Raw genomic sequence first — 18,294 nt, forward strand, 5'->3', positions numbered from 1 at the left:
TTACTTCCCCGCCTTCCTTTCCAGACGCAGCAGCATCAGCCGGGCGCCCGCGAGCACGAAGAACGTCAGCACGAACAGCAGCAGGCCGAGCAGGATCAGGCCGGACTGGTGCAGCCCGTCGCTCTCGGCGAATTCGGAGGCGATCGCCGCCGAGATCGTCGTGCCCGGCGCGAAGATCGACGACGAGATGCGGAACGAGTTGCCGATGATGAAGGTGACCGCCATGGTCTCGCCGAGCGCGCGGCCCAGCGCCAGCATGACGCCGCCGATGATGCCGACGCGGGTATAGGGAATTACCACGCTGCGCACCACTTCCCAGGTGGTGCAGCCGACGCCATAGGCAGCTTCCTTCAGCACCGGAGGCACCGTCTTGAACACGTCCACCGAGATCGATGTGATGAATGGCAGCACCATGATCGCGAGGATCAGCGCGGCGTTGAACAGGCTGAGATAGGACGGCGGACCTGCGAAGATCGCGCCGAGCACGGGGACGCCATCGAAGATCTTGATCATGAAGGGCTGGAAGGTGTTGGCCAGGAACGGGCCCAGCACGAAGAAGCCCCACATGCCGTAGATGATCGAGGGAATGCCGGCGAGCAGCTCGATCGCCATGCCGATCGGCCGGCGCAGCCATTGCGGGCAGAGCTCGGTCAGGAAGATCGCAATGCCGAGACCGACCGGAATGGCGATCAGCATCGCTATGAAGGAGGTGACGAGCGTGCCGTACATCGGTCCGAGCGCGCCGAGCACGGGCGGATCCGCCGAGGGCGCCCAGCGCTGCGTCCACAGGAACGCGAAGCCGTACTCCTTCATCGCCGGGACGGCGCCGATGATCAGCGAAACGATGATGCCGCCGAGAATGAGAAGCACCGAAATCGCGCTGAGCCGCGTAATCCAGTAGAAGGTGACATCGCCGAGCTTGAACGCGCTCAAAGCCTTGGCGCGATCGTATGGTCCGGCGTCGTCGATTACATCGCTCTGAACGGCCATTTCTGCCACGCCGATCCCCTGTGCCAAGTCATATACGCTTTTGATGGTCTCGTGCCCCGGACTCGGCACGAGGCCTATCCGGGGCAGAAAAGTCGTCACGTCGGCAATGCGGCCGCAGGAGGCCGCACTGCCTCCGAGAGCAAAGAGCTTAGCTCTTGATGTCGGCTGACCAGGTCTTCTCGATCAGCTTCACGACGTTCTCGGGCATCGGGATGTAGTCGAGTTCCTCCGCAGACTTCGCACCCTTTTCAAAGGCGAACTGGAAGAACTTCAGCGCTTCCTGCGACGCGGCCTTGTCGGTCGCTTCCTTGTGCATCAGCACGAAGGTCGTCGCGACGATCGGCCAGGACTTGTCGCCAGGCTGGTCGGTGAGGATCAGGTAGTACCCCGGAGCGCTGGTCCAGTCGGCGTTGGACGCGGCAGCCTGGAACGACTCGTTGGTCGGGTCGACGGTCTTGCCGGCCTTGTTGACCATCTTGGTGTAGGTCAGCTTGTTCTGCTTGGCATAGGCGTATTCGACATAACCGATCGAGTTCCTGGTCTGGGCAATGTTTCCGGCAACGCCCTCGTTGCCCTTGGCGCCGACGCCAACGGGCCACTCGACGGCGGTGCCTTCACCGACCTTGCTCTTCCAGTCGGCGCTGGCCTTGGAGAGGTAGTTGGTGAAGTTGAAGGTGGTACCCGAACCGTCCGCGCGGTGAACGACCGAGATCGATTCCGACGGCAGCTTGGCACCCGGGTTCAGCTTCTTGATCGCAGCGTCGTCCCACTTGGTGATCTTGCCGACGAAGATGTCGGCGAGGGTGGCGCCGTCGAGCACGAGATCGCCGGCCTTCACGCCTTCAACGTTCACGACCGGAACGATACCGCCCATGACCATCGGCCACTGAGCGAAGCCGTCCTTCTGGAGCTGATCCGCCTTCAAGGGAGCGTCGGTCGCGCCGAAGGTCACGGTCTTGGCCTGGATCTGCTTGATGCCGGCGCCAGAACCGATCGACTGGTAGTTCACGCCATTGCCCGTGTCCTTCTTGTAGGCATCAGCCCATTTGGAGAGGACGGGGAAAATGAAGGTCGAGCCGGCACCGGTGATGTCGGCGGCGAAGGCCGTCGTCGTCGTTGCGGCGACCAAGCCGGCAGCGACGATCGTCTTGATGAATTTCATGCTGGTCTCCATACAGGGGAGCGAAGCGCCCATCAGCGCCCGATCGCGCTCCCCGCGCCGCCCCTTTAGGAGCGGTCGGCTGAGCTTTTACGAAGCTTTCATGACAGTCGGATGACACCATCAAGCAATTGAAATCGCTCGATTTTCTTGTCTAGACGAAAGTCTTGGCCTGGGGAAAACAGGCGGTGAAAGTGGCGCCCTGTTTGGGCACACTTTCGATCAAAAGACGGCCGCGGTGACGATTTAGAATGTGTTTCACCAGGGATAGTCCCAGTCCTGTTCCGCCCTGCAAGCGGCTGTCGCCGACATCGACCCGATAGAACCGCTCGGTCAGGCGCGGCAGGTGCTCGGGCGCGATGCCGGGGCCGAAGTCGCGGACCGTGACCCGGATTTCCTGCGTTCCATCGGTGCCCGAGGGAGCGGTCAGCGACACGATGACGCGCCCGCCGGAGGCGCCGTATTTGAGCGCGTTCTCGATCAGATTCTCGAACAGGCGGAGCAGCTCCTCCCGGTCGCCGGCGATCATGACCGGGGTCTCAGGCAGATGGGTCTCGACCTCGACCTGACGTTCCCGCGCCAGCGGCTCGAGCCCATCGGCGACCTGGAAGATGATCGGCAGCAGATCGACCAGGGTGTCGGGCCGCACATGGGCCGACAGCTCCACCCGCGACAGCGACAAGAGATCGTCGATGAGGCGCGCCATGCGGGTCGCCTGATTGTGCATGATGCCGAGGAAGCGCTCGCGCGCCTTGGGATCGTCCTTGGCCTGGCCCTGCAGCGTATCGATGAAGCCGGACAGCGCCGCGAGCGGCGTGCGCAATTCGTGGCTGGCATTGGCGACGAAGTCGGCCCGCATCTCCTCGACCCGGCGCAACGGCGTCTGGTCGTGGAACGTCATCAGCATGCACTTGTCGGCGCCGCCGAAATTTGTCGGCACCGGCACCGGGGTGATGATCAGTTCCATCCAGCGATCGACGGGCACGTGGTCGAGATAGGTCGCGCGCCGCGGCTCGGTGGTCGCAATGGATTCGCGCAGCGCGGTGATGATCTCCGGCGAGCGCAGCGCGAACTGGGCCAGCTCGTTCTTGCGCAGCGCCGGCGCGAGCTGGGCGGCGGCGGCATTGAGGTGGATGACGCGGCCGGCGCGGTCGAGCAGCACGGCAGGATCAGGCATGCCCGCGACGACGGCGGCCACGGCCGCGCTTTCGACCGGATTGACCCGCCTGACGTCGTCGCGCGAGGTTGCGGCATCATGCAGCCGCCAGGGGATCAGCGCGGCAGCCGCGATGCACAGGAACACCGCCACGGCCCGGATCGCCGACAATTCGCCGAGCGAGACCACCACCGACAACGCCAGCGCCGCGGCAATCAGGATGACGGTCGAATGCCGCAACCGGTCGGACCAAGGCTGCGCGGGGGGAGACGAGGGAGCGTCGATCGCCATCGGGGCGGGCTTCTCCTTGTTGCGCCGGTCAGGCGCCGCTGCCGTCGCGACGCTCTCTCACATAGGCGGCTTTGGGTGCCGGACCGGGGTCGAGCTTGAGCGCCGCCTGCTGCAAGCGCTTGGACCGCGCACCGATGATAACTTCGCGAAACGTCAGCAAGATTACAGAGATGACGAAGGGCGACAGATAATAGAGCACCCGGAACAGCAGCATGCCGCCCAGCAGCTCCTCGCGGTCCATCTGCCAGAGACCTACCAGCATGGCGGCGTCGAACACCCCGAGTCCGCCGGGCGAATGGCTGGCAAAGCCGAGCAGCGTCGCCGAGACGAAGATGACCGCGACCACGACGAAGCCGAGGTTGGGCTCGTCGGGGACCAGCACGTACATCGCGAGCGCGCAGAAGCCGAGATCGATGATGCCGATCGCGATCTGGAGCAGGGTCAGCGGGCCGCCCGGCAACACCACGGTCCAGGGGCCGCGCCCGACCACCCGGGGCTGCGTCCAGACCCAGACCACATAACCAACCAGCGCCACGATGATCATCATCGCGATCATCCTGTTGAGCCAGGGCGGCAGCTGGTCGATCGCGGCGGCGGCCTCCGGATGATAGGAGATGCCGAGGCCGAGCACGGCGGCATTGCCGAGCCAGAAGGTGAGGCCGGCCAGGAAGCAGATTTTTGCGACGTCGATCGCGTTCAACCCGCTCGCAGAATAGATGCGGTAGCGCACCGCGCCACCGGTGAAGACGCTGGCGCCGACATTGTGGCCGATCGAATAGCTGGTGAAGGCCGCGAGCGCGTTGATGCGATAAGGCACATGGGAATGGCCGATCGCGCGGACCGCGAACAGATCGTAGAAGGTCAGCGTGAAATACCCCGCGGCAACGAACAAGGCCGCCATCGCAATCTGGCGCGGCTCGGTGCTCTTGATCGCCTCGATCACCTCGTTTTTGTCGATGCCGCGGAGCATGTGGTAGAGCACATAGCAAGCGATCCCGATGACCGCGACGCTGGTCACAACTCCAAGCTTGTGCAGGATTTGCTTGTGGCGCAGAAACGTCATCGCTCTGCGTATGGCTTCCAGCATCTAGACCTCGAACAACGCTTCAGCGGCCGGCGAACAGGCGGACGACGCACAGGCATTCAACGAGCCCTCACCGCCGGCCTCGCGCATGCCCCCCGCCCCTCCACTAGCGCGTTTCGGGGCCGAGTGGAATTCGCCAATGTGAACAAAATCACGTGCCTTCAATATTTTAGGCAGGGTGTGGGCTCCTGATGCACGGTTTGGCGCTTTCGGCGCCAAGCTCGAGGCGAATCTCCATGGCGATCCTGCGCAGAGGCCATGAAGTTTTGATGATTTCGACCGGACAATGTTCCGCGGCGGCTTAAGTCGAAATCAATCTATGGATCGCATCGGCCCGTTGAAAGAGGCGACTGCAGGACGCACGACTGCGTCGCTCATGACGCCTCGTCCGAGATCATCGGGTTGCACTGCGGCATCACAGAAGGCACTCGGCCACCCGCCAGGATGGCCGCGATGAGCACGTTGCTCGGAGGTAGCGCTCTCTTCAGGCCGCAAGCCGTGAGCGAATCGCTTCGATGCCTGCGATCCAGCCCGCGACGGAGCGACCGATCGCCTCGGCATGATCCTCCTGAAGGAAGTGCAGGCCGGGGCCGAGATGCACGTGCGCGCAATGCCTCAGCGAGGCCGCGAACCGCTCCGCAAAATCGGGCGAGACAAGCGCGCCGGGCGCACCTGAGAACAGCAACTTGGGGTAGGACGATGTGGCCAGCGCGGCATGCGCCGATTGAAGCGTCGCATAGACATCGGCGGGCTGGTTCGCGATCGGCAGTTCGCGTGGAAGCGCAAGAACCGGGCGGCGGCTCTCCGGCGTCGGGAACGGCGCGCGATAGGGCGCCATCTCCTCGTCGCCGAGCTTGCGCACGATGCCGCCCGGCAGCACGCGCTCAATGAACGCGTTGGCCTCGAGGATCATCGCCTCACCCTCGCCCGGCGTCCTGAATTTGCGGAAGGTCTCACGCGCAGCCTCGGCCTGGTGAAAGTCCTGCCAGGTCGGCATCGGACGGATGAACTCCATGAAAGCCAATCCGCGCACGATCTCCGGCCGGCGCGCGGCGAGATGGAATGCGAGCGCCGTCCCCCAATCCTGCGCGACCAGATAGGCCGATTTGATGCCGCGTTCGTCGATGAAGGCATCGAGATAGCGTGCAAGATCGAAGAAGCGATAGGCAATATCCGGTTTGTCGGATTGGCCGAAGCCGATGTTGTCGGGCGCGATGCAATGCGCGACCGATGACAGCAGCGGCAAGATGTTGCGCCAGATATGCGAGGAGGTGGGATTGCCGTGCAGGAAGAGCGCAACGGGCGCGTCCTCCGCGCCTGTCTCGCGATAGGCCATGCTGCTTCCGAGGACGGACGCTTTGCGGATCTCGATCTGCTTGGTCATGTCAGCTCCTTGAACACGGTTTGGAATGCGATGGTCTTGAAACGCTCGAGCGCTTTGGGATTGCGATCGACTTTCATGCGCAGGATCGCGCCCTGCCACGACGCGAGCAGGAAGTCGGCAAGCTCCTCCGGCTCGAAATCGGATGCGATCTCGCCGCTGGCCTGAGCATCGCGGATGCAGGCGGCGAACGGCGAGCGCCATTCCGCAAAGATGGCCCCAAGGCGCGCGCGCAGCAGTTCGCTGCTGCCAGATGCCTCCAGGCTGAGATCGCCGATCAGGCAACCGCGAGCGTAGCCATCAGCCTCCAGCCGGCCGGTGATGATGTCGAGATAGCGCCTGAGCCGCGCGCGCGACGTCAGCGAGGCGTCGTCGAGGGCCTCGGCAACCAGTCCCCTAGTCACGTCGAAATAGCGGTCGAGCACCTCGGAGGCGAACGCCTCCTTCGAGCGGAAATGGTTGGTGAAGGACCCCTGGGGCGCGCCCGCAGCCGTGGTGACGTCGCGCACGCTGGTGCCGTGGTAGCCGGTCCGGAACATGACCTTGAGGCCGGCGTCGAGGATGGCGTCTTTGAGTGAGGGCTTCGGCATGAGCGCTATAATACGTACGTACGTATTGCTGTCAAGCGCCAGCTTGTTTCCTCGGCGATCTCGTCGCCGATCAATCGGTTACCGAGCCTTTGAAGGTCAGATCAGCCTGCCGGCTGGCTCCGGGAGACCACCCAATAGCGCAGGCATGCGCCGATGGTACAGCCGACGAGGTAGCAGGTGAACATGATGAGGCCGAGGTCGAGCCAGTAGCCGAAGCGGCCCGGGACCACATGCGCCAACGAGGCCGCGAGCAGGCCTGCAACCAGCACCGCGAGCCACCGCGCCGTGACCTTCGGGGTGCCGTTGCCGCGCTGGACCACCGAGATCCAGCCCATGCAGAACCCCAGCAGAACCGAGCCGATCAGCCAGCCCATATGGAACGAGACGAGATAGGGCATCGTCACCTCACCAGAAATTCGATGCGGCGGTTTTGCGCCTTGCCATCGTCGGTGTCGTTGCCGGCGACAGGCTGCGTGCTGCCGTAGCCGACAGCAGTGAAGCGCTCAGCCGGCAAGCCCGCCTTGACGAGATAAGCGATCACCGCCTGCGCGCGCTTCTCGGACAGCGCCTGGTTGAACGAATCCTCGCCGTCGGAATCAGTGTGGCCGGCAACCTCGATATCGGTGGTCGGGCAACGCAGCGCCGTCTCGATCAGATGATCGAGAATGCCGGCGGAGTCGGGATCGATGTCGGCGCGCTTGGGCTCGAAGCGGATCTTGCCCTTCGCCAAGAGCTCCGAGAACAGTTGCTGGCAGACGGTACCGTCGACCGGACCCGCCGGCGGCTTCACCGTGATTTCGGGCTTGTATTGCCAGTTTTTTGGAAAGTCCTTGCCGAGGCCGGCGCGGATGTCGTTGGCCGCACCCTCGTAAAGCGCATCCCCCGACAGCTTCACCTCGCGATCGGACACCACGAGCGTACCGGTCGACAGCCGCGACAGCGCGCCGAGCGCTGCGATCACGGCGGTGTTGAACGAACCGGGCGCACCGACGCTGGCCTTGAGATTATCGACGACCTTCTCAGTGAAGAATTTTCGCGACGCGCTGGTCGCGATCGCGGCGTGCACGACGTTGTCAGGCACGTAGCCGGTCAGCGTCAGGGTGGCCGCGACCGGATCCTTGTAGGCCTGGAAAATATAAGGCGGTGCCTTGATCTCATTGGCGGCGATCGAGAATCCCTCGGGCAGGTTCTTCAGCGCCGCGCCGATCGCCTCGCGGCCGCCGAGGTCGCGCGCCATGCCCGACAGACTGACCTTGGTATCCGATATCGTGATCTTGCCGTCTTTGAGCTTGCCGATCTGGTCGAGCAGCAGCATCGCGGCCGCCTCGAAACGGGGCGGTGCGCCACGGGCGAGACCCATCTGATCGGCGATCTCGGTCCCGTTGGCCTCTTTTCGCGCGGCCTCCGTGAGGCGCGCTTTTATCGCCGGCAGCGGAGCGGAGCCCGACAGCGTCACGCGCACCACGTCACGCTCGGCGTTCCAGACGAAGGGTTTGGCTTCGGGAGCAAGCCGGGTCTGGTCATCGACCAGCCGCACGCCGGGAACCAGCTCGACGGCCGTGACGGCATCGCGGCGTCCCTCCTCGGAGAAGGCATCGGCAATCAGGCTGATGTCACGGCCGTCGACCGCGATCCGGGTCTTGTCCAGGACGGTGTCCTTGAGCGCGGCCGAACTGCGGGCCGAGAGGTCGGCCTCGACAGGCAAAGTGTTGTTCCAGGCCGCAATTCCCCACATGACGGCCAGGGGAATCAGCCCCGGCCACCACTTGCTGGCCCACCCGAAAAGCATCTGCATTCGACGATCCGAACTCTGGAACCGGAGACAAAACAAACCCTTGGCAGGCTGTCAAACCGGAAATGGGGCCCTTTGCGAGGCCGCGCGTGGACAATTGGAATAACTTTTTCTTCAAGGGTCATTCCTTAAAATTGAAGGCGGAATGCCAGGGGCGACCCACCGGTCATGAAACAACTTCGAAACAACGTCATTCGCGCCGGGCTGGGAGCACTCTATTTCAGCGGGGCGCACCATCTGCTGCGCCCGCTGCTGTCGGGCGTCGGCGCCATTTTCATGCTGCACCATGTGCGGCCGGCCCGGGGCAGTGCCTTCCAGCCGAACCGGCATCTCGAGGTCACCCCCGACTTCCTGCGTGCGACGCTGTGCCATTTGCGCTCGTGCGAGATCGACATTGTCAGCATGGACGAACTGCACGAGCGGCTGGCGCAGGGCCGCTTCGAGCGCCGCTTCGCCGCCTTCACCCTCGACGACGGCTATCGCGACAACCGGGACCATGCGTTGCCGGTGCTGCGCGAATTCGACGCGCCCGCGACCATCTATGTCGCGAGCGACTTTGCCGAGGGCACCGGTCGATTGTGGTGGACCGCGCTGGAGGCCGTCATCGCCAGGGCCGAACAGGTCGAGGTGCGGATCGGCCGTTCGGCGCTTCGGCTCGATGCGAGCACAACGGCCGCGAAACAGGCGGCATTCGACCGTCTGCATGATTGGCTGCGCGCGCTGCCGGGCGAGCCCGATCTGAAGCGCGAGATCGAAGCTCTGTGCGCTGCCCATGGGGTCGATATGGCCGCGCTGTGTCGCAGCCTTTGCCTGTCCTGGGACGAGGTGAAACAGCTCGCCACCGATCCGCTGGTCACGATCGGCGCACACACCGTCAGCCATTGCAACCTCGCCAAGCAGAGCGAGGAGATCGCCGCGCAGGAGATGGCGGTGAGCCGGGCGCGGATCGAGAACGCGCTGGAGCGCGAGGTGGTGCATCTCGCCTACCCCTATGGTGACCACGATGCCGCAGGAACGCGCGAATTTGCGCTCGCCGCATCCGCCGGCTTCAAGACCGCAGTGACGACGCGGCCCGGCATGTTGTTCGCCGAAAACGCCGGCCAGATGACCGCGCTGCCGCGCGTCTCGCTCAACGGAAATTACCAGGATGCGCGCATTCTGCCGGTGCTGACCTCGGGCGCCGCGACCGCGATGTGGAACGGTTTTCGCCGGATCTCGGCGGCTTGATCCAGCCGCCCCTTCCTTGACTCCCCTCCCCGCCGCGCTCAAAACGAGCGCCAACTCAAGGGAGGCAGCATGTCCAACGATCTATTCTCGCTCAAAGGCCGCATCGCACTCGTGACCGGCGGCTCGCGTGGCATCGGCAAGATGATCGCGGCCGGATTTCTCGGCGCCGGCGCCGCAAAGGTCTACATCACCGCACGGAAGGCAGGCCCCTGCGAAGCCACCGCGAAAGAGCTCTCGGCGCAATATGACGGCGAATGCATCGCGCTGCCGATCGACATCTCGACCGTCGAAGGCTGCGACAGGCTCGCTTCCGAAATCATCAAGCTGGAGCCGAAGCTCGACATCCTCGTCAACAATGCGGGCGCGGCCTGGGGCGCGGAGTTCGACGAATTCCCGGAAAGCGGCTGGGACAAGGTGATGGACCTCAACGTCAAGTCGCTGTTCTTCCTGACCAAGGCGCTGGCCAAGCCGCTGCGGGCCGCGGCCTCGCATGCGCGCCCTGCCAAGGTCATCAACATCGCCTCCGTCGACGGCATCTTCGTCAATCCCGGCGAGACCTATTCCTACGCCGCGAGCAAGGCCGCGGTGATTCATCTGACACGGCGCATGGCGACGAAGCTGATCAAGGACAACATCAACGTCACCGCGATCGCGCCGGGCGCGTTCAAGTCCGACATGAACCGCGCCGCACGCGACCACGCAGACGACGTCGCCAAGCGCATTCCCGCGCGCCGCATCGGCACCGACGAGGACATGGCCGGCGTTGCGATCTATCTGGCCTCGCGCGCAGGGGATTACGTGGTGGGCAACACCATCGCGGTCGATGGCGGCGTGGTGTACGCGAATGCGGGGCTGGAGATCGCGGGGTAACGCTGCGCGCGGATGGCGAGTAACGAACGGCGAGTAGCTGTTCTACTCGCCACTAGCCATTCACCATTCGCCAACCACCTTACGACTCGATCTTCACGTACTCGAAATCGCCCGGCTTGTTGTCGATGCCGACCTTCGGCGGCGAGATCCAGGACGCGAACTTGCCGCTTTCGGTGACGGGCTGCATCAAGGAGGTGATGAAGTCGCCGTCGGCAGTCGAGGGCAGCCAATCGTCTCTGCGCTTGCCCCAGGTGACATCGTCGATCAGGATGCCGTCGGGCGTCGCATGCACGTCCTTGAACTCGCCGATGTGGCGGTGGAAGGCGACGTTGGGCAATTTGAGCTGGTAGTCGTAGCCGGCAGTCGAGATCACCTTGTTCCAGCGCAGCATGCCCTTGACGCAATCCTGGCTGTAATCGTCGCGCAGGCGCATGTTGAGCGCGGTCAGCGCCGGCTCCTCGACCAGCTTGATCTCACCGTTGACCAACTTCAGCACCGGATAGGTCGAATTCTTGAGCTGGTGATCGTCGTCGATCTGGGTCTCGTGATAACGGCCCTTGATGCCGGTGTTGAAGGCATTGGCCGCGTTGGTCGAGACTTCCGAGCCGAACAGATCCAGCGACAGCGTGTAGTGCAGGTTCAACTTCTTCTGGATGGTCGGAAGATCGATCACCCCCAACGCGCGGACCTTGGCGATGTCGGTGGGATCACTGATGCCCGCCTCCCGCATCGCATCGCAGGTGCGCTGCACGACGCGGGTGATGCCGGTCTCGCCGACGAACATGTGATGGGCTTCCTCGGTCAGCATGAAGCGGCAGGTGCGCGACAGCGGATCGAAGCCCGACTGCGCCAGCGAATGCAGTTGCATCTTGCCGTCGCGGTCGGTGAAGTAGGTGAACATGAAGAAGGACAGCCAGTCCGGCGTCGCCTCGTTGAAGGCGCCGAGCATGCGCGGCGCGTCGGCATCGCCGGAGCGGCGGCGCAGCAAATCGTCGGCTTCCTCGCGGCCGTCGCGGCCGAAATATTTCTGGAGCAGATACACCATCGCCCAGAGATGACGGCCTTCCTCGACATTGACCTGGAACAAATTGCGCATGTCGTAGAGCGAGGGTGCGGTCTTGCCGAGATGGCGCTGCTGCTCGACGGAAGCAGGCTCGGTGTCGCCCTGGATCACGATCAGGCGGCGCAGCATGGCGCGATATTCGCCCGGAACTTCCTGCCAGGCGGGCTCGCCATAATGCTCGCCGAACGGCACGACGCGGTTCTCTTCCTGCGGCGCAAGCAGGATGCCCCAGCGATATTCGGGCATGCGCACATAATCGAACTTGGCCCAGCCGCGCGGATCGACCGAGTAAGCGGTACGCAGATAAACCAGCGACTCCTGGAAGCCTTCGGGGCCCATGTCGCTCCACCAATCCATGTAGCCGGGATGCCAGCCCTCGAGCGCCTTCAGCACCTGGCGGTCTTCGGCGAGATTCACGTTGTTCGGAATCTTGGTCGAGTAGTCGACGTTCATGATGTTCATGTTCATGTGGACCTCCCGTGTGGAGACTGGCTCGTTTCAAGGGGCGAATGGCGACCAGCGAATGGCGGGTGAAAATTCCTGTTCGCCGTTCGCCACTCCCTATTCGCTAGACTCGCGTCATATCGAATTTCGGCTTCTGGCCGCTGCCGTAGCGGCGCAGCGCGCCCTCCTCGCCGACCGCGTTCGGGCGCTGGAAGATCCAGTTCTGCCAGGCGGTGAGGCGCGCGAAGATTTTTGATTCCATCGTCTCGGGGCCGACGAAGCGCAGACTCGCTTCCATGCCGGTGAGGCTGTCGGGCGAGAAGCTGGCGCGTTCCTCCAGGAACACGCGCACCTCGTCGTCCCAGTCGATGTCGTCGAGCGCGAAGGTGACGAGGCCAAGTTCTTCAGCCTGCTCGGCGTCGAGAGCGGTGCCGAGGGTGGCTTCCGCGCGCTCCACGTCCGCCGGATCGGCCTGGAAGCGCGACTCCAGCCGCGTCAGGCCGTGGCTCATCGGATAGGGACCGAAATTCATTACCGACAATTCGATCGAGGGCGGCGGCTGGTTGTCGCCCTGGCGCGTGCCGATCAGCATGTAGGAGCGGTCGGCGGCGAAGACGAGTTCAGCGAGCGTGCCGGCGAAGCAGGAGCCCGGCTCGACCAGCGTCACCAGCGTGCGCGAGGTGACGTCGATGCGCTTGAGCACGCGCTTCCAATAATGCCTGATTTCGTTGACCAGCCAGTGCGCCTTGTTGGCTTCGAGGAAGGCGTCGGATGCCAGCACATGGGCGCGGTCGCCATGGCTCTTGAACACGAGCATCGCGATCTCGAGCTCGTTGATGCGCAGATGCAGGATGGCGTCGTCGAGCTCGCGCGCCACCTGCAACGGCCAGAACGACGCGCCCTGCGCCATCATGCCGTCGATGTCGGCGGGCGGCGCCGTCTCCGGCGCCTTGATCGAGATGGTGGCGACGCGCGCAATGCGGTCTATGTCGACGGTGACAAAGCCATAGCGGATGCTGGTCTCGTCGATGACGCGCTTCAGCGGAGAGAGCGTGATACCCTTGCCGCTGCCGGCACGCTTCGACTTGCCCGCGAACTCCCTGGCGCGCTCGACGACCTTGGCCTCGAGCTTGGAGTTCGGTGCGATCTCGTCGACGAGGCGCCACTGCACCGCGCGCTTGCCCTTCACGCCCTCTTCGATGGTGCAAAAGAAGTCGGCGTGGTCGCGGCGCACCTTGCGCTTGTCGACGACCCGCGTGAGACCGCCAGTGCCAGGGAGCACCGCGAGCAGTGGCACTTCGGGCAGCGCAACGGCAGACGCGCCATCGTCAGCGAGGATGATGTGGTCAGTTGCCAGCGCGAGCTCGTAGCCGCCGCCGGCGGCCGAGCCGTTCACGACCGTGATGAAGCGCTGGCCGGAATTCTCCGACGAATCTTCCATGCCGTTGCGCGTCTCGTTGGTGAACTTGCAGAAATTCACCTTGTGGGCATGGGTCGAGCCGGCGAGCATGCGGATGTTGGCGCCGGCGCAGAACACGCGGTTCTTGGCCGAGCGCATCACCACGACCTTCACCTCGGGATGCTCGAAGCGGAGCCGCTGGACCACGTCCGCAAGCTCGATGTCGACGCCGAGATCGTAGGAATTGAGCTTGAGCAGATAGCCCTCGAACAGGCCGCCATTCTCGTCGACGTCCATCGTGAGCGTCGCGACCTCGCCCTCGACCGCCAGCTTCCAGTGCTTGTAGCGGGACGGATCGGTCTGGAAATCGATGAATGTTGCGCCGCCTGCGAGGCGCCGATCTTCCCCGGCCATGGGCTACCCTTGAGCTCGTCTTGGTTTGTCTTAGATGCACAATAGTGCATCTTTCGAGAGGTGTCTAGATCAAATCCAGGCCGGACATGCACTTTGCTTCATCTTGGTGCCAGCGCCGTCGCGAGTCGCCTGGGACGCGTCACGCAACTTGGAGCCCCCGGTCGTCCCGCAAAGCGGCTTTTGCAAATTGCCCGATGGCGTCAAGCGTTGGCGCCGGCGCTTCGCGGTGGGGAGAATGCCCGGCGCCTGGAATGATCGTCACATCGACCGGGCAATAACATTCCTGCTGCGCGATCTCGACTTGGCGCAGCGTCCCATACTGGTCGTCCTTGCCTTGAACGACCAGGATGGGAACGCGGATGTAGGCGAGATATTCCGAGATGTCCCAGTCGCGGAATGCCGGATCGAGCCAGGCGCCGTTCCAGCCATAGAAGGCGTTGTCGACGTCCTGGTGCCAGCGCGCGAGTTTTGCCTTGAGGTCGGAGGTCTCATACGTCGTCTTGATCGCAGCGATGGACGCGACGGAGATATCCTCGACAATGAAATGCGGCGCGATCAGCGCGACGCCTTGCAGGCGATGATCCTGATGGGACCCAGCATAGATCGCAGCGATTGAGCCGCCGTCGGAATGGCCGAGCAACAGCCCGCGCTTGAAGGGAACGGCCTCGAGCACCTTCGGCAGCACGTCCAGCGCCTCACGCTGCATGTAGTCGAGCGGCCGCGGCAATGTCGCCGGACTGGACCGGCCGTAACCCGCGCGTGAATAGGCGAAGATGCCGGCGCCGGTGGCCTCTCGCAGCTTCTCGGGGAAATCACCCCACAGGCCGACCGAGCCGAGGCCTTCATGCAGCATGACGATGGTGGGCGCGTCGGCGGCTTGCGGCGCGAGCCAGATGTATTCGAGGCTGGCGGCGCCGATGCTCAGGAAGCCGGAGGGGGGGAGGTTGGTCATGTCCTTGCTCATCTCTTTCCGTCGTCATGCCCGGGCTTGACCCGGGCATCCAGGCCTTTGGTCGCAGGCGGCTGCACGTCGATGGAAGGGTCAAGCCCGGCCAGCAACTCATGGCTGGTTCGCCCCTTCTCGCAACTTGAACCGCTGGATCTTGCCCGTCGCCGTTTTGGGCAGATCGTCGACGACCTCGATCCAGCGCGGATATTTCCATGGACCGATCGTCTGTTTGACGTGCTCTTTCAGCGCTTCGTACAGATTGTCGGTGTCGCTGCCGGCGCGCAGCACGACGAACGCCTTTGGCTTCAACAGGCCTTCCGGATCGGCTTCGGCGACAACGGCGGCTTCCAGCACCGCGGGATGCGTGATCAGCGCGCTCTCGACCTCGAACGGCGAAACCCAGATACCGGATACCTTGAACATGTCGTCGGCACGGCCGCAGAAGGTGTAACGGCCATCGGCGCCGCGCACATATTTGTCGCCGGTGCGGGTCCAGTGGCCCTGAAAGGTGTTCCTGCTTTTGGCGCGCTGATTCCAATAGCCCTCGCCGGCCGAGGGTGCCTCGACCAGGAGTTCGCCGACCTCGCCATCCGGCACATCGTCGCCGGCGTCACTGACCAGGCGGACCTTGTAGCCGGGGACGGCGCGGCCGGAGGTGCCGTATTTGATGTCGCCGGGGGCGTTCGACAGGAAGATGTGCAGCAGCTCGGTCGAGCCGATGCCGTCGAGGATGTCGACGCCGAACCGTGACTTCCAATTGTTGCCGACCGATTCCGGCAGCGCCTCGCCGGCGGAGGCGCAGATACGCAGGCGCGTCCCTGCCCGCGCGGACTTTGCGGCCTCGTCGTTCAGCATCGCCGCGAACAGCGTCGGCGCGCCGAAGAAGAGGGTCGGATTGTACTTGTTCAAGAGCTCGAACATCAGCTCCGGAGTTGGCCTCGCCGAATTCAGCACCGTGCTGGCACCGACCGACATCGGGAAAGTCAGCGAGTTGCCGAGGCCGTAGGCGAAGAACAGCTTTGCCGCCGAGAGACAGACGTCGTCCTCGCGGACGTTGAGCACGTGCTTGCCGTAGGTATCCGCGGTCGCCTGCAGGCTGGCGTGCAGATGCCGGACGCCCTTGGGCATGCCGGTCGAGCCCGACGAATACAGCCAGAACGCCGGCTCTTCGGGATGGGTCGGCGCCGTCGTGAATGTGTCGCTCTCGCGCGCGAGCTCTGGGGCGAGCAGCTCGTGGCCATGCGCGTCCTTGCCGGAGACGACGACATGCTCGAGATCGGGCAGCCGTCCGATCACCTCCTTCAGCACCGGCAACACCGCTTCGGACACGAACAGCACGCGCGCGCGGCAGTCGGCGAGGATGTAGGCGTATTGATCCGCCGTGAGCAGCGTGTTCAGCGGCACCGGCACGATGCCGGCGCGGATCGCGCCCAGGAAAACGATCGGGAAATCGATCGTATCCAGCATGATCATCGCGACGCGCTCCTCGCGGCGGACGCCGAGCCGGCGGAGCATGTTCGCCGCACGCCGCGTCTCGCGCTGGAGTTCGCCATAGGTGAGCCGCGAGACGGTGTCGTCGAAGGCGAGCTTGCCTCCCCGGCCTTCCTCAACGTTACGGTCGAGCAGCCAGGTCACCGCGTTGTAGGATCCCTCGCTCACGGTCGTCTCCCCAGAATTAGAATTATAATTCATAGAAAGACACCGGGACAGCTTGCTGTCAATGGCAGTTGGCACTATGTTTCATTAAGATGCGCCGCAGGACCCCTGTAAAGAAGGCTCATGACCGATAGTCCCGACGCCGAATCCCGCTTTCTCGAACAACTCGGCCAGCGCGTGCGCACCATGCGCGCATTGCGCGGCATGTCGCGCAAAGTGCTCGCCAAGGTATCAGGAATTTCGGAGCGCTACATCGCGCAGCTCGAAAGCGGCAAGGGCAATGTCTCGATCGTGCTGCTGCGCCGCGTCTCCGACGCGATGGGCGCACATCTTGAGGACCTGCTGCCGTCAGCCGACCCGACACCGGACTGGCAGATGTTTCGCGATCTCTTGCGCAAGGCGACACCAGCGCAGATCGCGCAGGCAAAGGATCTGCTCGCCGGCGGCAACGCATCCGCGCCACGGCGCGCGCCGTTCTGCGGCATCGCGCTGATCGGGCTGCGCGGCGCCGGCAAATCCACTCTCGGAAGAATGCTGGCGAAGAAGGTCGGCTGGAGCTTTGTCGAACTCAACAAGGAGGTCGAGCAACAGAACGGCCTCTCGGTCGCCGAGATCATCGCACTATATGGCCAGGAAGGCTTTCGCCGCATGGAGCAGGCAGCGCTGCAGCAGCTGCTCGCGCGCAACGAGCTGATGGTGCTGGCAACCGGCGGCGGCATCGTCTCGGAGCCGCTGACCTTCGACCGGATCCTGACCTCGTTCTACACGATCTGGCTGAAGGCCGATCCCGAGGAGCACATGGCCCGCGTGCGCCGCCAGGGCGACCTGCGCCCGATGGCCGACGACCGCTCCGCCATGGCGGAGCTGCGCAACATCTTGCTCAGCCGCGAGCCGCTCTACGCGCGCGCGACGGCGGTGGTGGATACGGCGGGGCTGTCGGTCGACGCGGCGGCCGCAAGGCTGATCGACGCCGTGCGGCCGGTGTTGCAGAACGAAGCGCGCAGCTTCGGCCTGCGGAGCGTGGCGCTGTAGAGATGACCGACAGCGACGTCAGCACCACGATGTTCGAGCGGATCGGCGGAAGTGCCACGATCGACCTTCTGGTCGACCGCTTCTACGGCCGTATGGACACGCTGCCGGAAGCGAAGATTATCCGGGCCATGCATGCGGATGATCTCGGCCCGATCAGGGATGTGCTGAAACGCTATCTCACGGAATGGACCGGCGGCCCCAAGCTCTATTCCCCCGAGAAGGGCCATCCGCGGCTGCGGCAGCGGCACATCGGCTTTGCCATCGGCGATGCCGAGCGCGACGCCTGGATGCTGTGCATGCGCGGCGCGATGGAGGAGACGGTGAAGGATGGCGCCGCGCGCCAGGAGCTCGATCGCGCGATATCGGGCTTGGCCGACTGGATGCGCAACCGGTAGCGCGCCCGCGGCCGATTTTGAAAAGCCGCGTTTTGGAATGGCGATCCCGGCATGACTCGAACATGCGACCTACGGTTTAGGAAACCGCCGCTCTATCCGGCTGAGCTACGGGACCGCGGAACCCGCCAAGGAGACGGGTTGCCTGGAGCTGTACATATCAAAGCGAGGGCCGAATCGGAAGCCCTCGCCGCCCTCCATTTTATTTTGCGGCAGATTGGCTCACCGCGGCCAAGAGGCGGACAAGAGCCGGTCTTTGAATTCACCTTTCAAGCTCACGTATACGCTGGACCATTGCCGGCTCCTGAACTCGCAGCGACCTCAAGTGCGCGATTCCTCACCACTCGATGCAATCTCACCGTAGGAAATATCAGAAAGCCTTGATCGAAACAGAGAACGCGAAAT

Annotated in this window: 16 protein-coding genes and 1 tRNA gene; 4 read left to right on the forward strand and 13 right to left on the reverse strand. The window is 63.9% G+C overall.

Translation table 11 applies throughout. The features are described from left to right. The 8 genes from pstC to ACVW16_RS15775 form a co-directional block, all read right to left on the reverse strand. Complete coding sequence (gene pstC / locus ACVW16_RS15740) at positions 1-990, reverse strand: phosphate ABC transporter permease subunit PstC (RefSeq protein WP_456705098.1); 990 nt, start codon at positions 988-990, stop codon at positions 1-3. Between the two features lie 148 nt (positions 991-1,138). Then, the gene (gene pstS, locus ACVW16_RS15745) at positions 1,139-2,152 is read right to left on the reverse strand and encodes a phosphate ABC transporter substrate-binding protein PstS (protein ID WP_456737022.1); all 1,014 of its coding nucleotides are present in this window, start codon (positions 2,150-2,152) and stop codon (positions 1,139-1,141) included. A gap of 151 nt (positions 2,153-2,303) precedes the next feature. Beyond that, positions 2,304-3,596, reverse strand: a complete 1,293-nt coding sequence (locus tag ACVW16_RS15750; protein WP_456700089.1) for an ATP-binding protein — start codon at positions 3,594-3,596, stop codon at positions 2,304-2,306. Between the two features lie 28 nt (positions 3,597-3,624). Then, a complete protein-coding gene (locus tag ACVW16_RS15755) occupies positions 3,625-4,683 on the reverse strand; it encodes a UPF0104 family protein (RefSeq protein WP_456700090.1) in 1,059 nt (352 codons plus the stop codon). A 481-nt stretch (positions 4,684-5,164) separates the two neighbouring features. Next, entirely contained in the window at positions 5,165-6,064 is a 900-nt protein-coding gene (locus tag ACVW16_RS15760; RefSeq protein ID WP_456737021.1) for a haloalkane dehalogenase, read from the reverse strand. Beyond that, positions 6,061-6,651, reverse strand: coding sequence for a TetR family transcriptional regulator C-terminal domain-containing protein (locus ACVW16_RS15765; protein WP_456737020.1), 591 nt, complete (start codon positions 6,649-6,651; stop codon positions 6,061-6,063). Before ACVW16_RS15765 ends, ACVW16_RS15760 begins: the two co-directional genes overlap by 4 nt. Before the next feature lie 101 nt (positions 6,652-6,752). Next, positions 6,753-7,049, reverse strand: a complete 297-nt coding sequence (locus tag ACVW16_RS15770) for a hypothetical protein (protein ID WP_456700093.1) — start codon at positions 7,047-7,049, stop codon at positions 6,753-6,755. 2 nt (positions 7,050-7,051) lie between these two features. Further along, positions 7,052-8,446 carry an OmpA family protein gene (locus ACVW16_RS15775; protein ID WP_456700094.1) on the reverse strand — a complete coding sequence of 465 codons (1,395 nt, stop codon included), beginning with the start codon at positions 8,444-8,446 and terminating at the stop codon, positions 7,052-7,054. A gap of 165 nt (positions 8,447-8,611) precedes the next feature. Between ACVW16_RS15775 and ACVW16_RS15780 the strand changes: the two genes are divergently transcribed. Continuing rightward, the gene (locus ACVW16_RS15780; RefSeq protein WP_456700095.1) at positions 8,612-9,670 is read left to right on the forward strand and encodes a polysaccharide deacetylase family protein; all 1,059 of its coding nucleotides are present in this window, start codon (positions 8,612-8,614) and stop codon (positions 9,668-9,670) included. A gap of 69 nt (positions 9,671-9,739) precedes the next feature. Continuing rightward, positions 9,740-10,540: an SDR family oxidoreductase gene (locus ACVW16_RS15785; protein ID WP_456737019.1), complete on the forward strand. Its 801-nt coding sequence runs from the start codon at positions 9,740-9,742 to the stop codon at positions 10,538-10,540. A gap of 79 nt (positions 10,541-10,619) precedes the next feature. On the opposite strand, the gene boxB is transcribed toward ACVW16_RS15785, so the two are convergent. The 4 genes from boxB to ACVW16_RS15805 all read right to left on the reverse strand — a co-directional run bounded on the left by boxB (position 10,620) and on the right by ACVW16_RS15805 (position 16,468). Beyond that, a complete protein-coding gene (gene boxB, locus ACVW16_RS15790; RefSeq protein ID WP_456737018.1) occupies positions 10,620-12,071 on the reverse strand; it encodes a benzoyl-CoA 2,3-epoxidase subunit BoxB in 1,452 nt (483 codons plus the stop codon). Between the two features lie 100 nt (positions 12,072-12,171). Further along, a complete protein-coding gene (gene boxC, locus ACVW16_RS15795; protein WP_456737017.1) occupies positions 12,172-13,860 on the reverse strand; it encodes a 2,3-epoxybenzoyl-CoA dihydrolase in 1,689 nt (562 codons plus the stop codon). A gap of 139 nt (positions 13,861-13,999) precedes the next feature. Continuing rightward, positions 14,000-14,812, reverse strand: a complete 813-nt coding sequence (locus ACVW16_RS15800) for an alpha/beta fold hydrolase (RefSeq protein WP_456737016.1) — start codon at positions 14,810-14,812, stop codon at positions 14,000-14,002. Between the two features lie 108 nt (positions 14,813-14,920). Continuing rightward, entirely contained in the window at positions 14,921-16,468 is a 1,548-nt protein-coding gene (locus ACVW16_RS15805; RefSeq protein WP_456737015.1) for a benzoate-CoA ligase family protein, read from the reverse strand. 120 nt (positions 16,469-16,588) lie between these two features. Between ACVW16_RS15805 and ACVW16_RS15810 the strand changes: the two genes are divergently transcribed. Beyond that, positions 16,589-17,497 carry a helix-turn-helix transcriptional regulator gene (locus ACVW16_RS15810; RefSeq protein ID WP_456737014.1) on the forward strand — a complete coding sequence of 303 codons (909 nt, stop codon included), beginning with the start codon at positions 16,589-16,591 and terminating at the stop codon, positions 17,495-17,497. Positions 17,498-17,499: 2 nt separating this feature from the next. Then, the gene (locus tag ACVW16_RS15815; protein WP_456737013.1) at positions 17,500-17,892 is read left to right on the forward strand and encodes a group II truncated hemoglobin; all 393 of its coding nucleotides are present in this window, start codon (positions 17,500-17,502) and stop codon (positions 17,890-17,892) included. Between the two features lie 38 nt (positions 17,893-17,930). Here ACVW16_RS15815 and ACVW16_RS15820 read toward each other — a convergent pair. Then, positions 17,931-18,007, reverse strand: a tRNA-Arg gene (locus ACVW16_RS15820). Between the last annotated feature and the right edge of the window lie 287 nt (positions 18,008-18,294).

The sequence above is a fragment of the Bradyrhizobium sp. USDA 4474 genome (assembly GCF_054057515.1).

What these genes read in the sequence shown, in the direction of transcription:
- ACVW16_RS15760 (WP_456737021.1), bottom strand. Translation starts at nt 6,064, where the DNA reads ATGACCAAGCAGATCGAGATCCGCAAAGCGTCCGTCCTCGGAAGCAGC.
- ACVW16_RS15785 (WP_456737019.1), top strand. Translation starts at nt 9,740, where the DNA reads ATGTCCAACGATCTATTCTCGCTCAAAGGCCGCATCGCACTCGTGACC.
- pstC (WP_456705098.1), bottom strand. Translation starts at nt 990, where the DNA reads ATGGCCGTTCAGAGCGATGTAATCGACGACGCCGGACCATACGATCGC.
- boxB (WP_456737018.1), bottom strand. Translation starts at nt 12,071, where the DNA reads ATGAACATGAACATCATGAACGTCGACTACTCGACCAAGATTCCGAAC.
- ACVW16_RS15810 (WP_456737014.1), top strand. Translation starts at nt 16,589, where the DNA reads ATGACCGATAGTCCCGACGCCGAATCCCGCTTTCTCGAACAACTCGGC.
- ACVW16_RS15800 (WP_456737016.1), bottom strand. Translation starts at nt 14,812, where the DNA reads ATGACCAACCTCCCCCCCTCCGGCTTCCTGAGCATCGGCGCCGCCAGC.
- ACVW16_RS15775 (WP_456700094.1), bottom strand. Translation starts at nt 8,446, where the DNA reads ATGCAGATGCTTTTCGGGTGGGCCAGCAAGTGGTGGCCGGGGCTGATT.
- boxC (WP_456737017.1), bottom strand. Translation starts at nt 13,860, where the DNA reads ATGGCCGGGGAAGATCGGCGCCTCGCAGGCGGCGCAACATTCATCGAT.
- ACVW16_RS15770 (WP_456700093.1), bottom strand. Translation starts at nt 7,049, where the DNA reads ATGCCCTATCTCGTCTCGTTCCATATGGGCTGGCTGATCGGCTCGGTT.
- ACVW16_RS15765 (WP_456737020.1), bottom strand. Translation starts at nt 6,651, where the DNA reads ATGCCGAAGCCCTCACTCAAAGACGCCATCCTCGACGCCGGCCTCAAG.
- ACVW16_RS15750 (WP_456700089.1), bottom strand. Translation starts at nt 3,596, where the DNA reads ATGGCGATCGACGCTCCCTCGTCTCCCCCCGCGCAGCCTTGGTCCGAC.
- ACVW16_RS15780 (WP_456700095.1), top strand. Translation starts at nt 8,612, where the DNA reads ATGAAACAACTTCGAAACAACGTCATTCGCGCCGGGCTGGGAGCACTC.
- pstS (WP_456737022.1), bottom strand. Translation starts at nt 2,152, where the DNA reads ATGAAATTCATCAAGACGATCGTCGCTGCCGGCTTGGTCGCCGCAACG.
- ACVW16_RS15755 (WP_456700090.1), bottom strand. Translation starts at nt 4,683, where the DNA reads ATGCTGGAAGCCATACGCAGAGCGATGACGTTTCTGCGCCACAAGCAA.
- ACVW16_RS15815 (WP_456737013.1), top strand. Translation starts at nt 17,500, where the DNA reads ATGACCGACAGCGACGTCAGCACCACGATGTTCGAGCGGATCGGCGGA.